Consider the following 21,324-nt stretch of genomic DNA (forward strand, 5'->3'; position numbering starts at 1 on the left):
ATAGCTGGTGCCGTACACTATTGATCGAACCATAGAAGATGCTGATTTTGAGGCGGTTGACAAACGAGCGCGTCAGTCTCTCACGGATAACTGCTTCGGGGTGCTGATCGAAATCGACGTCAAAACCACGATGAAGGAGAAGCTGGGCACGGAAATACCTGCCTACCGGATCTTTGGGCATGCAATCCTAGGCCATCGGCGTGGAGCCTCGAGTAGGGGCTATTTTGCCATAGCTGGCGCCTTAAGCGACTTCATCCGTGATCTGTTGACCGTGATCAAGTTCCACGGGGTTTGCTCAGCCCGTTCAACTTTAATCGGGTATCCGGATTATCTGGTTGGTATGCGAGAGAGAAAGGTGGCCGACAAACTCAACCCACAACGGATTAGCTGGTTGATGGCTCGCTCAGTACGCTCACTTGCTAGAGAGCAGATACTTCACCAAACAGGCGATGCCCAGGACCAGCAGCAATAGTAGGGCAATTCCGATCACTGGCATTATCCAGCCCATCGCCCCCATCATCCCGCAATCGGGTAGTGTCGTGTTCATCGTGACAGAGCTCCCTGTGGTGTCCATGCCCAAAACCCGTGGTGCCGCCGCCCAGTGGCACCACGGTCGCGCTCATATCGTTCACCCGGCACAGCAGGACAACTGCGTCACATCCTTGGTGAAAGTCTGGGCACAGAGCTTGAGCCCTTCCACCATGGTCAGGTAGGGAAATAGCTCATTGGCGATGTCGTGTACGGTCATGCGTGCGCGTAGCGCCATCACCGCCGTCTGGATCAGCTCACCGGCTTCCCCCGCCACCGCCTGCACCCCCAGCAACCGGCCCGAGTCGCGTTCGGCCACCAGCTTGATGAAACCACCGGTGTCGAAATTCACCAGCGCACGCGGCACGTTTTCCAGGTCCAGCTCGCGGGTATCGACGCTGAAGCCTTGCTCGATGGCCTCGGCTTCCGTCAGGCCGACGGTGGCCACCTGGGGGTCGGTGAAGATCACCGCCGGCATGGCGCTCAGGTCCAGGGTGGCTTCGCCCCCGGTCATGTTGACGGCAGCCCGGCTGCCCCCGGCGGCGGCGACATAGACGAACTCCGGCTGATCGGTGCAGTCACCGGCGGCATAGAGCCCCGGCACCGTGGTGTGCAGATGCTCATCGACCAGAATCGCCCCACGTGCGGTTTCCACGCCGAGGCTCGCCAGGTTCAGGGCCTCGGTATTGGGTGTCCGTCCGGTGGCCACCAGCAGTTGATCCGCCCGCAAGGTGCCGGCGTTGGTGTCGACAATGAATTCATTGTCGGTGTAGTCCACGCGGCTCGCCTGGGTCTGCTTGAGGACCTCGATGCTCTCGCGGCGAAACGCCGCCTCCACCGCATCCCCTACCGCCGGGTCTTCCTGGGAGAGCAGGCGGCTGCGGGCCAGCACCGTGACCCGGCTGCCCAGCCGGGCGAAGGCCTGGGCCAGTTCCAGGGCCACCACCGAGGCGCCGATCACAATCAGCCGCTCGGGAAGGGTGTCCAGGGCCAGCGCACTGGTAGAGGTCAGGTAGGGGGTGTCGGCAAGACCCGGGATCGGCGGTACTGCCGGTCGGGCGCCAGTACCGATTAAGGCGCGGTCGAAGTGGACGACCTGCTCGCCGCCCTCGTTCAGCTTGACCATCAGGCTATGGGCATCGATAAACCGGGCCTCGCCGTGCAGGACCGTGATGGCCGGGTGGTCGCGCAGAATCCCCTCGTACTTGGCGTCACGCAGTTCCTCGACACGTCGCTGCTGCTGCTCGAGCAGCTTGGCCCGATCCACCACCGGCGCCTGGGCGCTCAGGCCTGCATCGAAGGGACTTTCCGTACGCAAGTGGGCAATATGGGCCGCGCGAATCATGATCTTCGAAGGCACACAGCCTGTATTGACACAGGTACCGCCGACGGTGCCGCGTTCGATCAGGGTGATCCGGGCGCCGCGCTCGGCGGCTTTCAGGGCCGCCGCCATGGCGGCGCCGCCGCTGCCGATCACCGCGATGTGCGGGGCGTCTTCATCACGGCCCTTGGACACCGATGCGCCTGCCGGGGAAGTGGGCCCACTGTTGGCCAGTCGAGCTTGGTAGCCAAGTCGGGTCACGGCAAACGTCAACGCCGAGGCCGGTGTCTCCGGATCAACGGCTACCGATGCCGTCCCCTGAGGATAGGATACCTCCACCGACTGCACGCCGGGCAGCTTCTCCAGGGCTTCCCTGACATGATCCGCACAGCGGTCACAGGTCATGCCACTCACGTTGAGTTCAATCATCACGTTTCTCCGAGTCTTCATTAGTAAAGCCGGCATCCTGCTTCCGCTTGTGGTATCGCGCGTAGAGAGGTAAGCCGATGGCCAGGGCGGCAAACAGCAGGTAATCGAGATAGCCTGCCAACGCGGCCAGGCCCGCCGTACCGAATAGCACCAGGGCGATTGGCGCGCAACACAGCACCATCAACCCGGTGCCAAGCACGACGCTTAAAAATTTCTGCGAATCTTTCACGCTTATTCCTTCACCGTGGCGGGCAAGCTCGTAAACAACTCACCCGATGACCGCGATGTGCAGCTGCTTGATGTCACTCAGGGGGCGTATTCCTTGATTTGATAGAGCCGTTGTCACAACAGGCGTCGAACTGCTTCTTACGCCAAATCGCATAAATGGTCAGGCCGATGAAGAAGGCCAGGGCCGGCAATAACACAACGTCGAGATAGCCCGTCAGCCCCGCCAGGCCCACCGTGCCAAGCAGGATCACCAGGATCGGCGTAAAGCAGCACAATGCCACCAGGACGGTGCCGATCACGCTCACGCGCAGCAGGGGCTTGGGATTCTTCATGATCACTCTCGATCCGCTTGCGAGGATGTCGGGGTTGATGGATACCCAGCGTTGATGGTGGCCTCGGTCAATGCCTCCACCGACGTTCGGGCGTCGTCAAAGGTGACCACGGCCTCGAGATCCGCGTAGCTCACGTCGACTTGCGAGACGCCGTCCACCTTGTTGAGGGCGGCCTTGACGGTGATCGGGCAGGCGGCACAGGTCATGCCCGGCACCGACAGCGTCACGGTCTGCAGGGCCGCTAAGGCGGGCGTGCTGAGCAGGGCGAGTAGCGCGATGAAGGCGAAACGAGCTTTCATGGTAGATCTCCTTTTAATAGAACAGGGGCAAGATGTAGGGGAATACCAGGGCGATTAGCACCAGCAGCGATACGAGCCAGAAGATCGCCTTGTAGCCCGTCCTGACCCGTGGCACGGCACACACCTCTCCCGGCTGGCACTTTTCCACTGGCCGAAAGACGCGACGCCAGGCGAAGAACATCGCCACCAGCGCGACGCCGATAAAGAGCGGGCGATAGGGCTCCAACGCCGCCAGATTGCTGATCCAGGCGCCGGAAACGCCCAGCGTGATCAGCACCAGCGGGCCGAGGCAACACGCCGAGGCCAGGAGGGCCGCGACTCCTCCGGCGGCCAGGGGCCCTCGCCCCGTTTTAGATGTCCGCATTGACGATTCTCCTTTCGGGATGGGGGGAGCTACGATAAGGTTACTTCCGTAGCTTGGTACGGAGTCAAGCATCATGAAGAGACATGCAGATAAAGTGGCGGACACCATGACCATTGGCGGCCTGGCCAAGGCGGCCGGCGTCAATGTCGAGACAATCCGCTATTACCAGCGACGAGGGCTATTATCGGAGCCCGAACGCCCTCCCGGAGGTATTCGACGCTATAGTGCCGCCGATATCGACAGGTTGACGTTCGTGAAAACGGCGCAGCAGCTGGGCTTTAGTCTGGATGAGATCAGTGACCTACTTCGGCTGGAAGATGGCGCCCACTGTCAAGAAGCCAGTGCTCTCGCAGAGCACAAGTTAGGGGACGTTCGCGAGAAGATCGACAGGCTTGAAAGAATTGAGAAGGTGCTGAGCGAAATGGTCGACAGATGCCATGCACAACAAGGCAATATCACTTGCCCGCTAATTGCGTCATTGCATGAAGGGCTCAGAGAAGCAGAAGACCCAAGGGAGTAACTCACCTTCAGTTCGTTGAAAACAACGCGGTCAAAGAGTCGCGATCATCTATGGACCATGTCGACAAGGAAAGTTTGCATGACTAGCTTGCCTGACAACATCCTTCACCTTCCCGAGTACCACGTCCTAGGCACCAAGATGGAAGAGCATGATCTCCACTACCAGGTCGAAGCTCCTGAGCCTCTAGCTTGCGAGGAATGCGGCGTTGAGAGTGAGTTTGTCAGGTTCGGCAAGCGCGATGTGGCCTATCGCGACCTACCCATCCACGGAAAGCGGGTCACCCTCTGGGTGGTCCGTCGCCGCTACACCTGCCGGGCGTGTGGAAGGACGTTCCGGCCAGCTCTTCCGGAAATGGTAGACGATCACCGCATGACGCGGAGGCTTTACAACCACGTCGAGAAGGAAGCCTTCAATCACCCCTACGCCTACGTGGCTGATACCACGGGCCTCGACGAGAAGACTGTCCGCGAGATATTCAAGAAGAAGGCTGAGTTCCTGGCAGCCTGGCATCGTTTCGAGACACCCTGCTGCCTGGGGATCGACGAGCTGTACCTGAACCGCCGCTACCGCTGCATCCTGACCAACCTGGAGGAGCGTACCCTACTGGACCTGCTGCCCGGTCGCCAGCAGGACGCGGTGACGAGGCGCCTCATGAGCATGACCGAGCGCCACCAGGTCGAGATCGTCAGCATGGATATGTGGAAACCCTACCGCCGTGCTGTCCAGGCGGTACTGCCGCAGGCTCGCATTGTGGTCGATAAGTTCCATGTGGTGCGGATGGCCAACGAAGCCCTGGAGAAGGTGCGTAAGGGACTCAGGAAGGATCTGAAGCCAAACCAGCGGCGGACCCTCAAGGGCGATAGGAAGATCCTGCTGAAGCGTGCCCACGACGTTTCAGATCGCGAGCGGCTTATCATGGAGACATGGACAGGGGCCTTCCCTCAGCTCCTGGCGGCCTACGAGCACAAGGAGCGGTTCTACCACATCTGGGACAGCACCACCCGGCGTGATGCCGAAAAGGCGCTGGCCCGCTGGATTGACGACATTCCACAGGGGCAGAAAGAGGTGTGGAAGGATCTCGTCAGCGCCGTCAGCGCCGTCAGCGGATGGCGCGAGGAGGTGCTGGCCTACTTCGAAACCGACACCCCAATCACCAACGCCTTCACGGAGTCGATCAATCGGCTGGCCAAGGACAAGAACCGCGATGGCCGGGGCTACTCATTCGAGGTGATGCGGGCCCGGATGCTCTACACCACCAAGCACAAGAAGAAGGTGCCGCAGATCAAGGAATCCCCCTTCCTGGGCAAGGCCACCATGACCTACAGCATGGGTCTTCCCGAGCCTGAGAAAAACTACGGCGTCGATCTATCAACCTTCTGGGAGAGTTAAGGGTTCGAAGGAGCAAGGGGGCTCCATCTACCACTTAATCCGGATACCCCTTTAATCCAACTCATTGTGATTAACTCTCTAGGTGTGTAAAGCCAACAGGTTGCTTATAACAGGAAGTCTGCTGATGCGCGGTCGCAGATAACGGCTTTGCAATCGCTTGAGAAGCAACTCGTTTCCCTGAGAGCGAGGTGCAACGATGGCCGTGAAGTTGATGCTTGCGGGGTTCTTGCTGGCATCAGCGAGGGCATCTTACAACCGCAATAGATCAAAGTGTCGATTTTATAGTTCTTAACCACGCCGCCACCTGTCGACATAAGCCTCGGTACCCAGCATGCCAACAGGCGCCTGGAATGGCATCGAGAGACACTTTCACGCTTCATCAAGTAATGCTATTGAAGGCTGTGGCGTAGAGAAGAGCATGCCAGAGGGAGCAGAGCTGGTGATCAATAGTTATATAGCTCGATATTAAACGTTGACATGGGGGTTACCCCAAGGTTTATGTTGCCTACAGCACATCACTTCGGACTATGCTGACACCATATGTTTATTGCCCGGTTATTCATTAGCTGCCTATTTCTGCTTAGCATCTCCTTGCAGGGGATGGCAGCGGTGCAATTGGTGCAGCCTTGCCCCATGGAACAGACCATGATGCAGGCAGACATGGATGACCGTTGCAGCATGATGTCCGCCATGCCACAAAACGATTGTTGTCTGGATGGTCAATCCAGCACGCACAGTGGCCCGGTTTGCAAGCCTGGTCAGGAGTGCCATGCTGGGCAGCTCTCGATCATGAATACGCCACCGGCGAATTCTTTTCAGGCAGCAAATCCGGCTGCCCCTCATTTTTCTGACCCTCTCTATCTCCCCCTTGCCTTATCTACCATCTGGCGACCGCCACTAGCACTTTCTCACTGATCTTTTCGGGGTCCGGCCTGGTCTGGGCCCACTGAGGGCGCGTTGCGCGCCATGATCCGTGTTGGAGTGACACATGTATTGGATATTTCTGAGCGCCGGCCGGTATCGGCGCGCACTCGGCTGGCTAGCGCCCTCCCTGCTGCTAGCTAGTGTCCAGGCGTTTGGGGCAGAAGGCCTGACTTTTAATCAGGCGCTACAGCTCGCCTTACGTCAATCACCGGAACTGCGGGCGGAATCGGCCCGCGTCGAGGCCGCTCAGCAGGCAGAAGGGCCTGCCGATGCTTTGCCTGATCCCACCCTGATTCTTGGCCTCGACAATGTACCTGTGGATGGTGCCGATCGTTACAGCCTGTCGAGTGATTTCATGACCATGCAGCGTATTGGTGTAACCCAGCGTTTCCCCAATCGCAGCAAACGCACAGCAAGGGCAGAAGGTGCCAGACAGCAAATCGGCTTAACGGAGGCCACGAAAGAGGCGACTCGTCTGGCCGTGCTGCGTCAGACCGCTCAAGCCTGGATCGAGCTCCACACTCTGGATCGTCAACTAGTCCTGCTGGAAGAACTCATTGCTGAAAATCGTTTGTTCGACAAGGCAGTGCGTGCCCGACTTTCATCGGGTCAAGGAAAGGCTATTGATAGCGTGGCACCCAGGCAGGAAGCCGTGACATTACTGGATCGGCGAGATGCTCTTCTGGCCAGGCAACGCCAGGCTAAGGCTCGTTTAATACGCTGGCTGGGGGAAGCCGGCCGGCAATCACCGGCTGGCCAAGCACCTGATTTCGCCATCAATGCTGAACAGTTACTGAATAGCCTGCATAAGCACCCTGAACTTGAGATAGCGTCGCGTCAGGCTTCTGTCGCCCAGGCTAACGCGGACGAGGCTCGTGCCGCCAAGAAGCCGGACTGGGCTTTAACTCTGGCTTATATGAATCGTGAAGAATTCAGTGACATGGCGATGCTACAGGTCAATGTGGACCTGCCATTGTTCAGCCGGTCGCGCCAGGGGCCTCGCATTGCCTCGGCGGAAGCTGAGTGGCAAGCACTGGAATCTCGTGCAGAGGCGGTACGTCGCGAACATGAAGCGATGCTGCAGAGCGATCTGGCCGAATATGAACGCCAGGAACGCACGCTTGCCCGGCAACGGGAGCAACTGGTGCCTCTCGCAAAAGAGAAAGTGGGATTGGCTAGGGCAGCTTGGCGCGGCGGTGATGGCAGTTTGGCCGATCTTGTACGGGCACGTAGCGAATGGCTGGACGCCAAACTGAAAGAAATTGATCTCAGCGGGCAGTATGACCAGCAGGCAGCCGCCCTCCATTTTACCTACGACCACCACGGCATGGTGGGCGAGGAGCAAGATGATGAACATTAAACGCAATGCCTTGATCGGTTTGGCTGCCTCGCTGTTGTTGCTAGCCGGAATATATTTGGGCCGTTACGTCACCCCTTCGCAGAGCAGTATATCGATGGCGATGGACAGCAGTGAAACCAACAGCAAAGCGGATGAAAAGGAAGTGCTGTACTGGTATGACCCTATGTATCCCCAGCAGCACTTTGACGAGCCCGGGCCCTCACCTTTCATGGATATGGAGTTGGTGCCCCGTTATGCCAATGGTGGTGATGATGGCGATCAGCCAACGGTCCGTATTGATGCAGCCATGGTACAAAATCTGGGAATTCGCAGTGCCTCGGTGGTCGTGGCTCAGTCACAATCTCAGCTTGATGTCACGGGGTTGATTGCTTACAACGACCGCGCCCTGACACGCCTGCAAAGCCCCGCGCCTTCCTTCGTAGACAAGGTCTGGCCTCTGGCTGAGGGCGACACCATCTCCAGTGGTCAGCCGCTGATGCAATTGAGAGTTCCGGCCTGGACTGGAGCTCAGCATGAATGGCTGGCCGTGCTCGGCAGCGGCAACAACGAACTGATCGTCGCCGGGCGGGAGCGCCTGTTGTCATTGGGCATGCCTGCATCCCTGATCCGAAGTATTGAACGCCAACGTAAACCGCTGGAAACCTGGACGGTGACAGCTCCGCATGATGGCGTGATACGCAGTCTCAATGCTCGTGCTGGCATGACGCTGTCGGCCGGTGCTCCCGTGGCGGAGATTCAGTCACTCAACCCCGTGTGGGTGGAGATAGCAGTCCCGGAACGCCAATTGGGGCAAGTCAGTAGTGGTAACGCTGTTGACGTGACCGTTCAAGGAGTGAAGCCAGCACTGCGTGAGGGGCAAGTTGCCGACATTCTGCCTCTGGTGGATCAGTCCAGCCGAACTGTGCCGGTGCGAGTGACCTTGTCCAATGACGAGGGTGATCTGCGTCCGGGCATGAGCGCTCAGGTACGCATTCATGGCGAAGCCACACAGAAAGCATTGGCCGTACCAACCGCAGCCTTATTGCATACAGGAAAGCGCAGCCTGGTGATGCTTGATGAGGGGGAGGGTCGATATCGTCCGCAGGCAGTGTTGCCGGGGGGCGAGCTGGGAGACCAAACGCTGATCCTGGCAGGGCTGAAGGAAGACCAGAAGGTGGTTGTCAGTGGTCAGTTCCTGCTCGATTCCGAAGCCAGCCTGCAAGGCATTGCCGTTCAGGAGCTGGCTATGTCAGATGAGACGGAAATGATGAACGCACTGCACTATGCCGAAGGTGTTGTCGAGCAACTGAATGGCAGCAAAATAATGCTGGACCATGGCCCTTTCAAGAGCTTGTCCATGCCTGCCATGACCATGCGTTTTAACCTGGCGAATGAACAAGTAGGCAAAGGGATATCGGTAGGTGATCGCGTGCGCATTGGCATTCGTGATACAGACAAAGGGTTGATTGTGGAGCGCCTAGAAAAGCAGGTGGCGGAACAAAAAGACACCCAAGTGAATTCGTTGCATTACGCCGAGGGGGTTATCGAGGGGCTATCCGACGGCAAGGTCAAGCTTAAACACGGTCCTTTTAAGACGCTCGGTATGCCTGGCATGACCATGCGCTTTCGTCTTGCCAGCGAACAGGTGGCCAGCGATATAGCAGTGGGCGATCGTGTGCGCGTCGGCGTCAAAGATACCGATAATGGCTTGACTGTGGTGTCTCTCGACAAACAGGAGGTTGCACCATGATCGCTACCCTGATTCGCTGGTCGTTGGCTAACCGATTTTTGGTGCTGCTGGCGACGCTGTTCATGAGTGCGTGGGGAATCTGGTCTATCAACAATACCCCCGTAGATGCTTTACCGGATCTGTCCGATGTACAGGTGATTATCCGCACCAGTTACCCAGGTCAGGCACCGCAGCTGGTGGAAAAACAGGTTACCTATCCACTTGCCACCACCATGCTGGCCGTGCCAGGTGCGCGCACAGTACGTGGTTACTCGTTCTTCGGTGATAGTTATGTTTACGTGTTGTTTGAAGATGGTACCGACTTGTATTGGGCACGCTCACGGGTGTTGGAATACCTTAGTCAGGTCCAGTCTGAATTGCCGCGTACAGCACGACCATCACTTGGGCCAGACGCTACCGGTGTCGGCTGGATTTATCAGTACGCATTGATCGATCGCACCGGCCAGCATGATCTATCGCAGCTAACCTCGATACAGGACTGGTTTCTAAAATACGAGCTGCAGACTCTGCCTGACGTTGCAGAAGTGGCAACCATAGGCGGCATGGTACGTGAGTATCAGGTAGTCCCTGACCCGGTCAAACTCGCCAGCCATGGGATCAGTCATCAACAAGTACGCAAGGCGATAGAACAAGCTAACCAGGAAACCGGGGGAGCAGTGCTGACGCTGGGCGAAGCGGAGTTCATGGTGCGCTCCAGTGGCTACCTTCAGTCACTCGAGGATTTCCGAAAAATCCCACTAAAACTGGTTGATGGAGTGCCAGTACAGCTTGGAGATGTGGCGCAGATTCGCCTTGGTCCGGAGATGCGGCGTGGTATTGCCGAGCTGGACGGTGAAGGGGAAGTCGTCGGCGGGGTCGTCATTCTGCGTTCAGGCAAGAACGCCCGCGCCGTGCTATCTGCCGTGCATGAGCGACTTGAGACACTGCGGGAAAGCTTGCCGGAAGGGGTTGAGATCGTCACCACCTATGATCGAAGTGAGCTGATTGATCGAGCGGTAACAAACCTCAGTTACAAATTGATTGAAGAGTTCATTGTAGTTGCACTGGTGTGCGTATTGTTTCTTGGCCATTTGCGTTCGTCACTGGTGGCCATCATTTCCCTACCGCTGGGAATCCTTGCTGCCTTTATTGTGATGCGTTACCAGGGCATCAATGCCAATATCATGTCGCTTGGCGGCATTGCTATCGCTATCGGCGCTATGGTGGATGCAGCAGTGGTGTTAATCGAGAACGCTCACAAGAAAATTGAGATTTGGCATCGGGATAACCCAGGGCAATCTCTGACTGGTAATGCGCATTGGCGAGTCATAGAGCAAGCAGCTGTCGAAGTGGGGCCAGCGCTGTTCTTCTCGTTGCTAATTATTACCTTGTCGTTTATTCCTGTCTTTACCTTGGAAGCACAGGAAGGGCGGCTATTTGGCCCACTGGCATTTACCAAAACCTGGGCTATGGCGGCGGCAGCCGGCCTATCGGTGACATTGGTTCCACTGTTAATGGGGTACTGGATTCGGGGAAAGATACCTTCCGAGGAAAGTAATCCAATCAGTCGCTTTTTGATTAGTTGTTATCAACCCGTACTAGAGCGAGTCTTGGCGTGGCCGAAAACCACCTTGCTGGTTGCCGGTTTAGTTTTTGTTACCGCCTTTTGGCCGCTAAGTCAGCTTGGTGGTGAATTTTTGCCACCGCTGGATGAGGGCGATTTGCTGTATATGCCAAGTGCCTTACCAGGCTTGTCAGCACAAAAAGCTACCGAGCTTCTACAGCAGACCGATAGGTTGATCAAAACGGTGCCTGAGGTGGAGCAGGTGTTCGGCAAGGCGGGGCGTGCGCGGACAGCGACTGACCCTGCACCATTGACGATGTTTGAAACCACCATCCGTTTCAAACCCAAGGACCAATGGCGTGAAGGCATGACAACGGAGAAGCTTGTCGAGGAGCTGGACCGTATTGTACGCGTGCCTGGACTGGCAAATATCTGGATTCCTCCGATACGCAATCGTATCGACATGCTTGCCACTGGCATCAAGAGCCCAATTGGCATCAAAGTAGCGGGTAATGACCTAGAGATCATTGACCAGGTGAGTCGTCAAATCGAACAGGTAGCCAAACAAGTACCCGGTGTTTCCTCAGCATTGGCTGAACGGTTGACTGGTGGTCGTTATGTGGATATCGATATTCGGCGTGGCATTGCGGCTCAGTATGGCCTCAACATCGCGGATATTCAGTCGGTTGTCAGTGGTTTGATTGGTGGTGAAAACATCGGTGAGACAGTGGAAGGGCTGGAGCGTTACCCGATCAGCCTTCGATATCCTCGCGAGTGGCGCGACACGGTGCATCGCTTACGCGATTTGCCCATAGTCACTCCCGAAGGAAAACAAATTACCCTCGGAACCGTGGCGGATATCAAGATTACCGATGGGCCACCGATGTTAAAAAGTGAGAATGGCCGACTGTCTGGGTGGGTGTATATCGATGTTCGGGGGCGTGACCTAGCCTCGGTAGTGGATGATCTACGTGCCTCAGTGAATGATGGAGTCAGGCTGCCAGAGGGGGTCAGCTTGTCCTTTGCCGGTCAGTTTGAGTTCCTGGAGCGGGCCAATGCGAGACTGAAAGTGGTGGTGCCGGCGACCTTACTGATTATTTTCGTACTGTTATTCCTGACCTTTCACCGTATCGGTGAAGCCTTGCTGATTATGGCTACGTTACCGTTTGCGGTGACCGGCGGTATCTGGTTCTTGTATCTGCTGGACTACAACTTGTCGGTGGCTACTGGTGTCGGCTTCATCGCCCTGGCGGGTGTCGCTGCCGAGTTTGGCGTGATCATGTTGCTGTACCTAAAGCAGGCGTGGCAGGAGAGGCAGGAGCAGGGCCAAAAGGATGAAGCTGCCTTGATGGGTGCTATCCGTGATGGCGCGGTATTACGTGTTCGACCTAAGGCGATGACTGTAGCTGTTATTATTGCCGGTCTTCTTCCGATTTTCTGGGGGGGAGGCACAGGTAGCGAGATCATGAGCCGCATTGCTGCGCCCATGGTAGGAGGGATGGTAACAGCACCTTTGTTATCACTTTTCGTGCTGCCCGCAGCCTATCTGCTGATGCAACGACGCAACAGGAATCCGGGTTAACCAAGCTTAAAGCTTGGGTGGTTGCGATTGTGAATAAGTAAATAGAGCACATAAGGATCGCAATCTTTTGGTCTTGGCACCCTGCTTAGTGTCAGATCAGCACTGATCTGACACTAATAATCGGCGGGGGTTACAGGTGTTAAAGACAAAATTTTTCCGTGTGATGCTGGGAGGGGGGGGGCTAGCCATACAAAAGCCGATTGACGATCGGTTTTATGTGTGTCAGTCTGATTGCCAGATTGATAATCTCTAAGTGGTCAGGATTCATGCAGCTGGGTGAACTAGAAAAGCAAGTCTTGCAATACTTCTGGAAGGGGCGCACGGCAGACGCAAAATCTGTCTATGCGCATTTCGAGAAGCAGCGCGGAGGTACCTTGAATACTATCCAGAGCACGCTGGATCGATTGTTCAAGAGGGTAAGCGGATTAAATGGTTGATCTTACCTTTGCATGAGAGTGAGACAGACCGGCATCTCATCGGATTATCTGGTTGATGCTTCACCTACTGCTGGTGCATGTTTCCTTCGCTAATTCCAGCAAGAACCCCACACGCCTCAACTTCCCGGTCATCGTTGCAACTCGCTCTCAGTGAAACGAGTTGTTTCTCAAGCGCTTGCAGAGCGGTTATCTGCGACCGCACATGAGAGATGTGATCATCGAGCAAGGCGTTGACGGCGGTACAAGGCTGATGAGGGTCGTCCTGATAGCTCTGTAGTTCGTGAATCTCAGCCAGTGACAGGCCCAGGATTCTGCAGCGACGGATGAAGGCCAGCCCCTCACCATGCTTCTCGGTATAGACACGGTAACCGTTGTCCTGCCGATCAGGCGGCGGCAACAAGCCCTGCTGTTCATAGAAGCGGATCGTCTGTGTTTCGACCCCTACCAACTGCGCCAACTGACCAATGCGCATCAGCCTCCTCCCCAACGGATTCTTTACTCTATTGACCTTATAGTAGCTTTATAGTTTTAAATGGTACCACAACATTGTTCAAGTGGAGTCGTATCATGAGCAAATCCTGTGGTGGCGCCTGTGGCGGTGATGCAACGTCCGCAGCGGATACCGATATACAGGCCTCCTCCGAGGCGCCAGGGAGATGGGTCAGTGTTTATGCCGTGCCGAAGATGGACTGTCCATCAGAAGAACGAATGATTCGCCTAGCCCTGAACGGCTTTGAGGAGATTCGGGCGCTGTCCTTCGACTTGTCGAACCGCCGGCTGAAGGTCGTGCATGACGGCGAGGTCGAGCCCGTCACCTCGAAACTGAAGACCTTGGGGCTAGGCGCCTCGCTTCAGGAAACCGTCGCTGCAAATCCGGAGACCATCAAGGCCGCCGAGTTTTCGGCAGCTTCTGCTAAGCAAGAATCCGGGACCCTGCGCTGGTTGCTCGGCATCAATGCACTTCTGTTCGTGGTGGAAATGACTGCCGGTCTGATCGCCCAGTCCACCGGCCTGATTGGAGAGTCCCTGGATAATTTTGCCGATGCGGCCGTGTACGGGCTTGCCCTTTATGCGGTTGGTCACAGCGTGAAAATGCAGCTACGTGCTGCCCATCTTGCGGGTGTCCTGCAACTGATCTTGGCTGTTGGCGTACTCATAGAGGTGGTGAGACGCTTTGTATTCGGTAGTGAGCCTGAATCGCTGGTGATGATGGCTATCGCATTCGTCGCGTTGATTGCCAATACCAGTTGTCTGCTGCTGATAGCCAAACACCGGGAGGGCGGAGCGCACATGAAGGCAAGCTGGATATTCTCGGCCAACGACGTGGTGATCAACCTGGGGGTCATTACCGCCGGCGTTCTGGTCGCGTGGACCGGCTCCAATTATCCGGATCTGGTTATCGGTAGCATCGCGGGGCTCGTCGTGCTTAACGGTGCCAGGCGCATTCTGGCGCTCAAGGGTTAAAGCATGCCCTTTATTGGCAACAATCTCTCGCCGTATGTCCTGTTTTCCATATCCGGCCTGATAGCAGCATCGGACCAAACTGTAAAATGGCTGGTTCAACAAACAATGGCTTATGGCGAGTCGATCGCGGTGACCCCGTTCTTTAACTGGGTGCACGTATGGAACACCGGTGCCGCATTCAGTCTGTTCGCAAATGCTGGGGGCTGGCAGCGCTATTTTTTTATCGGAATCGCGGTAGTGGTCTCGGTCGTGCTGATCAAGCTGATTCGTGAAAAAGGTCATAATGGAGACGCCATCGCTTACAGTCTTATCCTCGGTGGCGCCATGGGCAATCTGATTGACCGGATCTTTCGCGGCTATGTTGTAGATGCCTTCGATTTCTATTGGCGAGACTGGCACTGGCCAGCCTTCAACCTTGCCGATATTGCAATTGTCCTCGGTGCATTGCTTCTCGTTTTCGTAGGCTTACTGCGAAAAGAAAATCCCAATGCCGAGTTGGATGGATCTTCCTGAAACCTTAGCGGAAAAAAGCCTTAAAAATGCGCTCGGTTTGACCGTGCTTGCCAGTCGGTAAGGCTGCATTTCCTGGCCGGCAATCAATGCCGAACTTGTTTCTCGAAAACGACCCGCTCCCGGCCAAATGGCGGCCAAGAGCGGGCTACCCGGATGCAATTACACCTTTTCATCCTGGCGGTGCAGCAATGTGTACAGAATTGGCAGTACAAACAGCGTCAGTAGCGTCGATGAGATAATCCCGCCTATCACCACTGTGGCCAGCGGCCTTTGAACCTCAGCGCCGGTACCCGTATTGAGGGCCATGGGCACGAAGCCAAGACTGGCGACCAGTGCGGTCATCAGGACCGGACGCAAACGAATAAGAGCACCTTCCACCACGGCGGAAACCAGATCACCCTGGTTGTGCCAAAGATCCCGAATAAACGCCACCATCACCAGACCATTGAGTACCGCCACCCCCGACAGGGCTATAAAGCCCACACCGGCGGAGATCGACAGCGGCATGTCCCGCAGCCACAGTAGCAGCACGCCACCGGTCAGGGCCAGGGGGACGCCGCTGAAGATGATCAGCGCATCTTTCAGCGATCTGAATGCCATCACCAGCAGGGCAATGATGATCGCCAGGGTCACGGGCACGACAATGGCAAGGCGCTGGCTGGCGGATTCCAGTTGCTCGAAGGTACCGCCGTAATCCAGCCAGTACCCGGCGGGCAGATCCACTTCCTGTCGAACTCTTCCTTTGATCTCCTCCACAAAGCCGCCCAGATCGCGATCCCGGACATTGGCGGTGACCACCACCCGTCGCTTGCCGTTCTCCCGGCTGATCTGGTTGGGGGCCGGAGCCAACTCCAGCGCCGCCACTTCTGACAGTGGCACATAGCCGCCTCCCGGCAGGGGCACCGGCAGATCCGCCAGGCTGTCCACATCCCGGCGGATGACCTCGGGCAGGCGCACCACCAGTTGGAAGCGGCGATCCCCTTCGTAGATCAGGCCGGCGTTTTCGCCACCTACACCCGCTGCCACCAGATCCTGAAGATCATCCACGGTCAGGCCGTAGCGGGATAGCGCCATGCGTTTGGGGTGCACCGACAGCATGGGCAGCCCGGTGATTTGCTCCACCCGGGCATCGGTGGCCCCTTCCACTGACTCCACGACTTCGAGCACCACATTGGCGGCATTGAGCATCTGGTCTAGGTCGTCCCCGAATACCTTGATGCCCAGGTCCGCCCGCACACCGGAGATCAGTTCGTTGAAGCGCATCTCGATGGGTTGGGTGAACTCGTAGTTGTTCCCGGGCAATTGCCCGACCGCCGCCTGAATCTCGGCAATCAGCTCATCTCGCGGTTTGTCCGGGTTCGGCCATTGCTCGCGCGGCTTGAGAATCACGAAACTGTCCGCGATATTCGGTGGCATGGGGTCGGTGGCCACCTCCGGTGTCCCGATTCGCGAGAATACCTTGTCTACCTCGGGGAAGGCCTTGATGCGCCGCTCCAAAGGTTTCTGCATCGCAATGGATTGCTCCAGACCTGTGCCGGGAATGCGCAGGGCTTGCACAGTCATATCACCCTCGCTGAGCTGGGGGATGAATTCCGACCCCAGGGTGGTTGCTAGCCAGATACAGACCGCCAGTAGGGCGCCGGCGCCCCCCAGTACCGGCCAGCGGAATTTCAGGGCCAGCTCCAGCGCCGGGCGATAGATCCCTTTGGCCGCACTGATGGCGGCACTTTCCTTTTCGCGGATCCTGCCTGTGAGGAACACCGCAACGGCGGCGGGGACGATGGTGAGCGAAAACACCATGGCTGACACCAGGGCCATGACCACGGTGGCGGCCATGGGATGGAACATCTTGCCCTCTACCCCTGTGAGGGAGAAGATGGGGATGTAAACTACGGTAATGATCGCCACCCCGAACAGGCTCGGACGTATCACCTCGGTCGTGGCTTCATAGACGACCTGCAGCCGTTCCTTGAGCGGCAGGCGCGCACCCGTAGCCTGCTGAGACCCGGCCAGGCGCCGGATGCAGTTCTCCACGATAATCACCGCGCCATCGACAATCAGCCCGAAGTCGAGTGCCCCCAGGCTCATCAGGTTGGCGGAAACGCCGGTCCTCACCATGCCAGTGATGGTGGCGAGCATCGACAGGGGGATCACCGCCGCGGTAATAAGGGCGGCCCGCAGGTTGCCCAGCAGCAGGAACAGCACCACGATCACCAGCAGCGCACCCTCAAGCAGATTCTTCTCCACCGTGGCGATGGCCTTGTCCACCAGAGTGGTGCGGTCATAGACGGCTTCCACGCGAATGCCCTCGGGCAGGGATGGCCGGATATCCTCCAGCCGCTCGCTAACGGCCCGGGCGACACTACGGGAATTTTCTCCCATCAACATCATGGCGGTGCCGATCACCGTTTCCACGCCGTCGCGGGTGGCAGCCCCGGTGCGCAGCTCCTTGCCAATGGCCACTTCCGCGACATCCTTCACCCGGAGGGGCACGCCATCGCGGTTGGCGATCACTACTTGTTCGATGTCGCCGATGGTCTTCAGTTGGCCGGGGGAGCGCACCAGCAGCTGCTGGCCATTGCGTTCGATATAGCCAGCGCCACGGTTGGCGTTGTTGGCCCTCAGTGCCGCCACCAAGTCCTCGAGGCTGACGCCGAGCTCCAACAATTTTTTCGGGGAGGGCGTGACGTGATACTGCTTGTCGTAGCCGCCGATGGAATTGATTTCGATCACCCCGGGCACCTGGGCCAGTTGAGGTTTGATGATCCAGTCCTGCACTTCCCGCAGGGCAGTGGCATCCCAGGGCTCACCATTTTCCCGGGTGGCGCCGGGCGCCGCATCCACGGTGTACATGAAAATCTCGCCCAACCCGGTGGCGATGGGGCCCATCTCCGGCTCCAGCCCAGGCGGAAGGACGCTTTTGATGGCGCCAAGGCGCTCGTTGATCAAGTTGCGGGCGAAATAGATGTCCGTGCCTTCTTCGAACACCACGGTCACCTGGGACAGGCCGTAACGGGACAGGGATCGGGTGTAGGACAGGCTGGGCAGGCCGTACAGCGCCGTCTCCACCGGGAACGTGATGCGCTGCTCTGTCTCCAGGGGTGAATAACCGGGTGCCTCGGTGTTGATCTGCACCTGGACATTGGTGATATCAGGTACCGCGTCGATGGGCAGGCGCTGGAAACTCCAGACACCGACACCGATCAGCACCAGAATCAGCGAAAGCATGAGATAGCGCCGTTCTACAGAGAGGCGCACGATAGCGTCGATCATAGTGGCCTCCTGTTAATCGTCGTCTGACACGCTGGATTTTTCGATATCCGCCTTGATGAGATAGCTGTTCTCCACCACGTAGCGTTCGCCGGGCTTCAGGCCAGAAAGTATTTCGGTGAACTGGCCATCCGTGCGGCCCAACTCGACAGGCCGGGGCTCAAAGCTATTGCCTTCTTGCACAAACACGACCTGGGATTCGTCGAGCAACTGCAGGGCCCGATTTTCTATCACCAGCGGCACTTCGATACGCTCTACCACGATGCTCGCCGAAACCAGCCGGCCCGGTGAAAGCAGCTCCTCTGCGTTGGCAATTTCTGCCCGGGCAATGACGTAGGGCGAGCCGCTGTTCTGCGGCACGATATGACTGATCCTGGACTCGTGCTGGGCATCTCCGGTGTCAATTCGCACCAGCTGTCCTGGTGCGATTTCGCGGCGCTGCCCCGGGAAGATTTTCAATTCCACCCATAGCGGGTCGAGCTTGGCGATGGTGAACAGCGCCTGCTCCCCGGCCAGCTCGCCGACGTTGATATTGCGCTGGATAACGGTACCGGCGAAAGGCGCACGCAAGGTGTAGGGTTGGAGGCTGTCGTTGGATTCGATGCTGGCCAGTGGCTCGCCAGCCTTGACCGCGTCACCGAGACTGGCATTGATTTTCGTAACCTGACCCGGGAAGCGTGCCCTGATCAGGGCAATCCCGTCGGGATTGGGAACAAGGCGGCCATAACTGCTGATGGTGCGCTCCAGGATGCCGGCACCTGCGGCCTTGCTTCGGATACCGGCTTGCTCCGCCATCTCGGCGGAGATTTCCGCGTGAGTGCTCTCCGACTCCTCGTGCTCGCCGCGCTCTTCGTTGACGTCACCGTGCGCATGCGAATCATCACTGTGATCATCTTCCGCGGCATGAGTCGGTCCGGCCGTCAGCACATAAACGCTGGCAAGTATGAGTAAATAGTTAACGACTTTCATGGTAGTAATCCTTGTTCAGCGGCCAGCCAGAGGCTGCGCCGTCAGTTGTTCGATCAGCGACTGGTTGAGCAGCGCCGTGGTGGCGGCGTCGACCAGCGCCTGCCGGGCGGAGAGCAATTCCCGCTGCGCGGCGGTCCACTCCACATAGCTGTAGCGACCTTTCTCGTAGGCCTCGCGGGTCTGGCTGAGGGCATCACTCAGATCGGGAAGCACTTGGCCGCGAATCTGCTCAACCGCCTCGATGTTTTGCTGCCGCTGTCGGTAAGCCTCGAACAGGCGCGAGTGGAGGCGAAGCAGGGTGTCCTCCCGGCGGTACCGGACTTCATCCCGCGCCGCCAGAGCGGCTTGCACTTCGCCGCGATTGCGCCGTCCGGAAAACAGCGGTACGGAAAACCCGCCGACCAGCGCCGAGTCATCCGTCTCCTCGAACTGCCGGACACCCACCTGCCAGCGGATATCGCTCTCGGACTGGCTCCGTGCCAATTGGACTTCCGCCTCACGGACGCGCCGCTCGCTGGCATAGATTTGAATGGCCGGGCTCTCACTGACCCGCTGGTACAGGATCTCGAAACTGTCGGAGGACCCGAACTGGAACAGGTCGCCCTCCAGACTCTGAAAGTCCGGACGGGTATCACCCCAGAGCGAAGCCAGAGCTATTTTCCGGCTCTCGTATTCGCTTAACACGCGGGACTGCTCGATACGACTCCGGGTGAGCGCGGCCCTGGCGCGCATGACTTCGGCCTGGGGCGCCGCGCCCCGGTCGGCGCGACGGGTGACGATCTCGTGGGTGGCCTCGGTCAGCGCCACAGCGTCAGCGGCCAGTTCAAGTTTTTCCTGCAGGGCCAAGGTGGCGACAAAACGCTGGGCCACCTGTCCCAGCACATCCAGGGTTTCGGCCTGGCGCTCGGCCTCGACCAGAGCGTATCGCGAGTCGACGACGCTGACGCGGGCCTCACGCTTGCCGCCAAGTTCGAGAACCGATGACAAGGACAGGGTGTACTCTGCCGCGTCGCTCCCCTGCCGGTTGCCGCTGCCGAGGACGTTTTCCACCTCCAGGCCGGCTTCCAGGGCAGGATTTTGATCCGCCGTGAAACGACGGCCTTCAAGGCCCTGAAGGCGAAAATCGAAAACCTGCAGGGTGGGGTTCTGCGCCACGGTCCGCGAGAGGGCATTGGCAAGTGTGAGAGGTGCCTGCTCGGCGTACGCAACAGTGCCCGTCAGGGTTAGCACGAGAAGACACAGCAAGGTGTTAAAAAATTGACTCGGTATTACCCGCCGCCCATTTTTTATGGGCATTCCAAAAAGCATGAAACTACTCCTACGAAAGTCTAAATGACAGTAGTTCCCCAAGCTGGGGAAGGTGCTGCTCGCAGGATCAAACGATAGGAGGGCGGAAAGGAGAGGATTGATCGACAGAGGAAAAACTGGCCTGGTAGCCCGTCAGGCTTTTGTCCGGCATATTGCCCAAAGCGTCCGGCAGGTAACCCATCGATAGCATATGGCAGTGCCCATGGCACAGATCACATTGCACGAATGAATGGCCGGAATCGTCCGGCGCGGCGGGAGACTGATTGCCGGTCGTGTCGGCTGGCTCAATATCCGAGGGGTCAGTTAAAAGTTCAGCATCGTGGTGAACCACTCCCGGACTATAAAACTGACCCATATCAGCAACAGACACCACCGACTGCAAAGCCATCAGGAGCATCATTGCCATTATGAATCTGCGTCTAACCACGCCAGTTATGCCCAAACAAAAAGGAAGCGAAGTCTAGCGGCACAGCAATTGCCTGTAAAGTCCTCTACGCATTCGGGGGCTACGTTCAGCGCCAAGACATTTACCAAGACCATGAAACGGTTGTCCGTGAGTGCTGGATAAGCTCTATTCATTGGAGTTTTTCCTTTGATTAGCGACTAATATCCAGATTCATTTATTATAGATCGTCAAGTCCCAGCGGTCGGTTGGATGGTTTTTTACCGGGTCAATTTTCAAATCGGCCGCCTGCCACCAGTTTTTTCCCAGCCATTGTGATGCGGGCAGAGCGCCTGACTAGACAGCAAATTGAACGGATGATCGACCAGCATGCCGAGAAGTGCAGCCAAAAGGACAGATTTAGCCGACCGCT

At 57.6% G+C, this 21,324-nt stretch carries 19 protein-coding genes and 1 pseudogene; 10 read left to right on the top strand and 10 right to left on the bottom strand.

Annotated features, from left to right (window positions below; translation table 11 throughout):
• Window positions 1–7: 7 nt before the first annotated feature.
• A complete protein-coding gene (locus F1529_RS17510; protein ID WP_062817351.1) occupies window positions 8–472 on the top strand; it encodes a hypothetical protein in 465 nt (154 codons plus the stop codon).
• A 156-nt stretch (window positions 473–628) separates the two neighbouring features.
• Here the strand turns inward: F1529_RS17510 and merA are convergent, their stop codons facing one another.
• The 5 genes from merA to merT all read right to left on the bottom strand — a co-directional run bounded on the left by merA (window position 629) and on the right by merT (window position 3,501).
• Window positions 629–2,278 carry a mercury(II) reductase gene (gene merA / locus F1529_RS06125; RefSeq protein WP_082051506.1) on the bottom strand — a complete coding sequence of 550 codons (1,650 nt, stop codon included), beginning with the start codon at window positions 2,276–2,278 and terminating at the stop codon, window positions 629–631.
• Window positions 2,271–2,507: a mercury resistance system transport protein MerF gene (locus tag F1529_RS06130; RefSeq protein ID WP_062817350.1), complete on the bottom strand. Its 237-nt coding sequence runs from the start codon at window positions 2,505–2,507 to the stop codon at window positions 2,271–2,273. The genes merA and F1529_RS06130 overlap by 8 nt, the downstream gene beginning before the upstream one ends.
• 73 nt (window positions 2,508–2,580) lie before the next feature.
• The gene (gene merF, locus F1529_RS06135; RefSeq protein ID WP_033988342.1) at window positions 2,581–2,838 is read right to left on the bottom strand and encodes a mercury resistance system transport protein MerF; all 258 of its coding nucleotides are present in this window, start codon (window positions 2,836–2,838) and stop codon (window positions 2,581–2,583) included.
• A gap of 2 nt (window positions 2,839–2,840) precedes the next feature.
• The gene (gene merP / locus F1529_RS06140) at window positions 2,841–3,137 is read right to left on the bottom strand and encodes a mercury resistance system periplasmic binding protein MerP (protein WP_022519794.1); all 297 of its coding nucleotides are present in this window, start codon (window positions 3,135–3,137) and stop codon (window positions 2,841–2,843) included.
• 13 nt (window positions 3,138–3,150) lie between these two features.
• On the bottom strand, window positions 3,151–3,501 hold the full coding sequence (merT, locus tag F1529_RS06145) for a mercuric ion transporter MerT (RefSeq protein WP_027965778.1): 351 nt from the start codon (window positions 3,499–3,501) through the stop codon (window positions 3,151–3,153).
• Between the two features lie 73 nt (window positions 3,502–3,574).
• Between merT and merR the strand changes: the two genes are divergently transcribed.
• The 7 genes and pseudogenes from merR (at window position 3,575) to F1529_RS06180 (ending at window position 12,985) form a co-directional block, all read left to right on the top strand.
• Complete coding sequence (gene merR / locus F1529_RS06150; protein ID WP_006911920.1) at window positions 3,575–4,021, top strand: Hg(II)-responsive transcriptional regulator; 447 nt, start codon at window positions 3,575–3,577, stop codon at window positions 4,019–4,021.
• A 78-nt stretch (window positions 4,022–4,099) separates the two neighbouring features.
• A complete protein-coding gene (locus tag F1529_RS06155) occupies window positions 4,100–5,410 on the top strand; it encodes an ISL3 family transposase (RefSeq protein WP_155132999.1) in 1,311 nt (436 codons plus the stop codon).
• Window positions 5,411–5,539: 129 nt separating this feature from the next.
• Window positions 5,540–5,674 (top strand): annotated as a pseudogene (locus F1529_RS06160) (Cd(II)/Pb(II)-responsive transcriptional regulator); the annotation flags it as partial.
• Window positions 5,675–6,398: 724 nt separating this feature from the next.
• Entirely contained in the window at window positions 6,399–7,694 is a 1,296-nt protein-coding gene (locus F1529_RS06165; protein WP_063508764.1) for a TolC family protein, read from the top strand.
• Window positions 7,684–9,423, top strand: coding sequence for an efflux RND transporter periplasmic adaptor subunit (locus F1529_RS06170; protein WP_063508763.1), 1,740 nt, complete (start codon window positions 7,684–7,686; stop codon window positions 9,421–9,423). The genes F1529_RS06165 and F1529_RS06170 overlap by 11 nt, the downstream gene beginning before the upstream one ends.
• A complete protein-coding gene (locus tag F1529_RS06175) occupies window positions 9,420–12,548 on the top strand; it encodes an efflux RND transporter permease subunit (RefSeq protein WP_062817558.1) in 3,129 nt (1,042 codons plus the stop codon). Before F1529_RS06170 ends, F1529_RS06175 begins: the two co-directional genes overlap by 4 nt.
• A gap of 266 nt (window positions 12,549–12,814) precedes the next feature.
• Window positions 12,815–12,985, top strand: coding sequence for a BlaI/MecI/CopY family transcriptional regulator (locus F1529_RS06180; RefSeq protein WP_230457727.1), 171 nt, complete (start codon window positions 12,815–12,817; stop codon window positions 12,983–12,985).
• 64 nt (window positions 12,986–13,049) lie between these two features.
• Here the strand turns inward: F1529_RS06180 and cadR are convergent, their stop codons facing one another.
• A complete protein-coding gene (gene cadR, locus F1529_RS06185) occupies window positions 13,050–13,457 on the bottom strand; it encodes a Cd(II)/Pb(II)-responsive transcriptional regulator (RefSeq protein WP_004364961.1) in 408 nt (135 codons plus the stop codon).
• Window positions 13,458–13,552: 95 nt separating this feature from the next.
• Between cadR and F1529_RS06190 the strand changes: the two genes are divergently transcribed.
• Together F1529_RS06190 and lspA are read left to right on the top strand one after the other, a co-directional pair.
• Window positions 13,553–14,449 carry a cation transporter gene (locus tag F1529_RS06190; protein WP_063508761.1) on the top strand — a complete coding sequence of 299 codons (897 nt, stop codon included), beginning with the start codon at window positions 13,553–13,555 and terminating at the stop codon, window positions 14,447–14,449.
• Window positions 14,450–14,452: 3 nt separating this feature from the next.
• The gene (gene lspA, locus F1529_RS06195) at window positions 14,453–14,962 is read left to right on the top strand and encodes a signal peptidase II (RefSeq protein ID WP_063508760.1); all 510 of its coding nucleotides are present in this window, start codon (window positions 14,453–14,455) and stop codon (window positions 14,960–14,962) included.
• 159 nt (window positions 14,963–15,121) lie between these two features.
• Here lspA and F1529_RS06200 read toward each other — a convergent pair whose 3' ends face one another.
• The 4 genes from F1529_RS06200 to F1529_RS06215 form a co-directional block, all read right to left on the bottom strand.
• Entirely contained in the window at window positions 15,122–18,235 is a 3,114-nt protein-coding gene (locus F1529_RS06200; RefSeq protein WP_062817555.1) for an efflux RND transporter permease subunit, read from the bottom strand.
• 12 nt (window positions 18,236–18,247) lie between these two features.
• Window positions 18,248–19,201, bottom strand: coding sequence for an efflux RND transporter periplasmic adaptor subunit (locus tag F1529_RS06205; RefSeq protein WP_062817554.1), 954 nt, complete (start codon window positions 19,199–19,201; stop codon window positions 18,248–18,250).
• A 15-nt stretch (window positions 19,202–19,216) separates the two neighbouring features.
• Window positions 19,217–20,509 (bottom strand): TolC family protein, encoded by a 1,293-nt coding sequence (locus F1529_RS06210; RefSeq protein ID WP_062817553.1) that lies wholly within the window; start codon window positions 20,507–20,509, stop codon window positions 19,217–19,219.
• A 67-nt stretch (window positions 20,510–20,576) separates the two neighbouring features.
• The gene (locus F1529_RS06215; RefSeq protein ID WP_062817552.1) at window positions 20,577–20,915 is read right to left on the bottom strand and encodes a hypothetical protein; all 339 of its coding nucleotides are present in this window, start codon (window positions 20,913–20,915) and stop codon (window positions 20,577–20,579) included.
• Between the last annotated feature and the right edge of the window lie 409 nt (window positions 20,916–21,324).

The sequence above is a fragment of the Alcanivorax sp. VBW004 genome, assembly GCF_009718865.1.
Classification (GTDB): Bacteria; Pseudomonadota; Gammaproteobacteria; order Pseudomonadales; family Alcanivoracaceae; genus Alcanivorax.

Coding starts and splice junctions, on each gene's coding strand:
- merA (WP_082051506.1), bottom strand. CDS start 2,278: ATGATTGAACTCAACGTGAGTGGCATGACCTGTGACCGCTGTGCGGAT.
- merF (WP_033988342.1), bottom strand. CDS start 2,838: ATGAAGAATCCCAAGCCCCTGCTGCGCGTGAGCGTGATCGGCACCGTC.
- merP (WP_022519794.1), bottom strand. CDS start 3,137: ATGAAAGCTCGTTTCGCCTTCATCGCGCTACTCGCCCTGCTCAGCACG.
- merT (WP_027965778.1), bottom strand. CDS start 3,501: ATGCGGACATCTAAAACGGGGCGAGGGCCCCTGGCCGCCGGAGGAGTC.
- merR (WP_006911920.1), top strand. CDS start 3,575: ATGAAGAGACATGCAGATAAAGTGGCGGACACCATGACCATTGGCGGC.
- F1529_RS06155 (WP_155132999.1), top strand. CDS start 4,100: ATGACTAGCTTGCCTGACAACATCCTTCACCTTCCCGAGTACCACGTC.
- F1529_RS06165 (WP_063508764.1), top strand. CDS start 6,399: ATGTATTGGATATTTCTGAGCGCCGGCCGGTATCGGCGCGCACTCGGC.
- F1529_RS06170 (WP_063508763.1), top strand. CDS start 7,684: ATGAACATTAAACGCAATGCCTTGATCGGTTTGGCTGCCTCGCTGTTG.
- F1529_RS06175 (WP_062817558.1), top strand. CDS start 9,420: ATGATCGCTACCCTGATTCGCTGGTCGTTGGCTAACCGATTTTTGGTG.
- F1529_RS06180 (WP_230457727.1), top strand. CDS start 12,815: ATGCAGCTGGGTGAACTAGAAAAGCAAGTCTTGCAATACTTCTGGAAG.
- cadR (WP_004364961.1), bottom strand. CDS start 13,457: ATGCGCATTGGTCAGTTGGCGCAGTTGGTAGGGGTCGAAACACAGACG.
- F1529_RS06190 (WP_063508761.1), top strand. CDS start 13,553: ATGAGCAAATCCTGTGGTGGCGCCTGTGGCGGTGATGCAACGTCCGCA.
- lspA (WP_063508760.1), top strand. CDS start 14,453: ATGCCCTTTATTGGCAACAATCTCTCGCCGTATGTCCTGTTTTCCATA.
- F1529_RS06200 (WP_062817555.1), bottom strand. CDS start 18,235: ATGATCGACGCTATCGTGCGCCTCTCTGTAGAACGGCGCTATCTCATG.
- F1529_RS06205 (WP_062817554.1), bottom strand. CDS start 19,201: ATGAAAGTCGTTAACTATTTACTCATACTTGCCAGCGTTTATGTGCTG.
- F1529_RS06210 (WP_062817553.1), bottom strand. CDS start 20,509: ATGCTTTTTGGAATGCCCATAAAAAATGGGCGGCGGGTAATACCGAGT.
- F1529_RS06215 (WP_062817552.1), bottom strand. CDS start 20,915: ATGGCAATGATGCTCCTGATGGCTTTGCAGTCGGTGGTGTCTGTTGCT.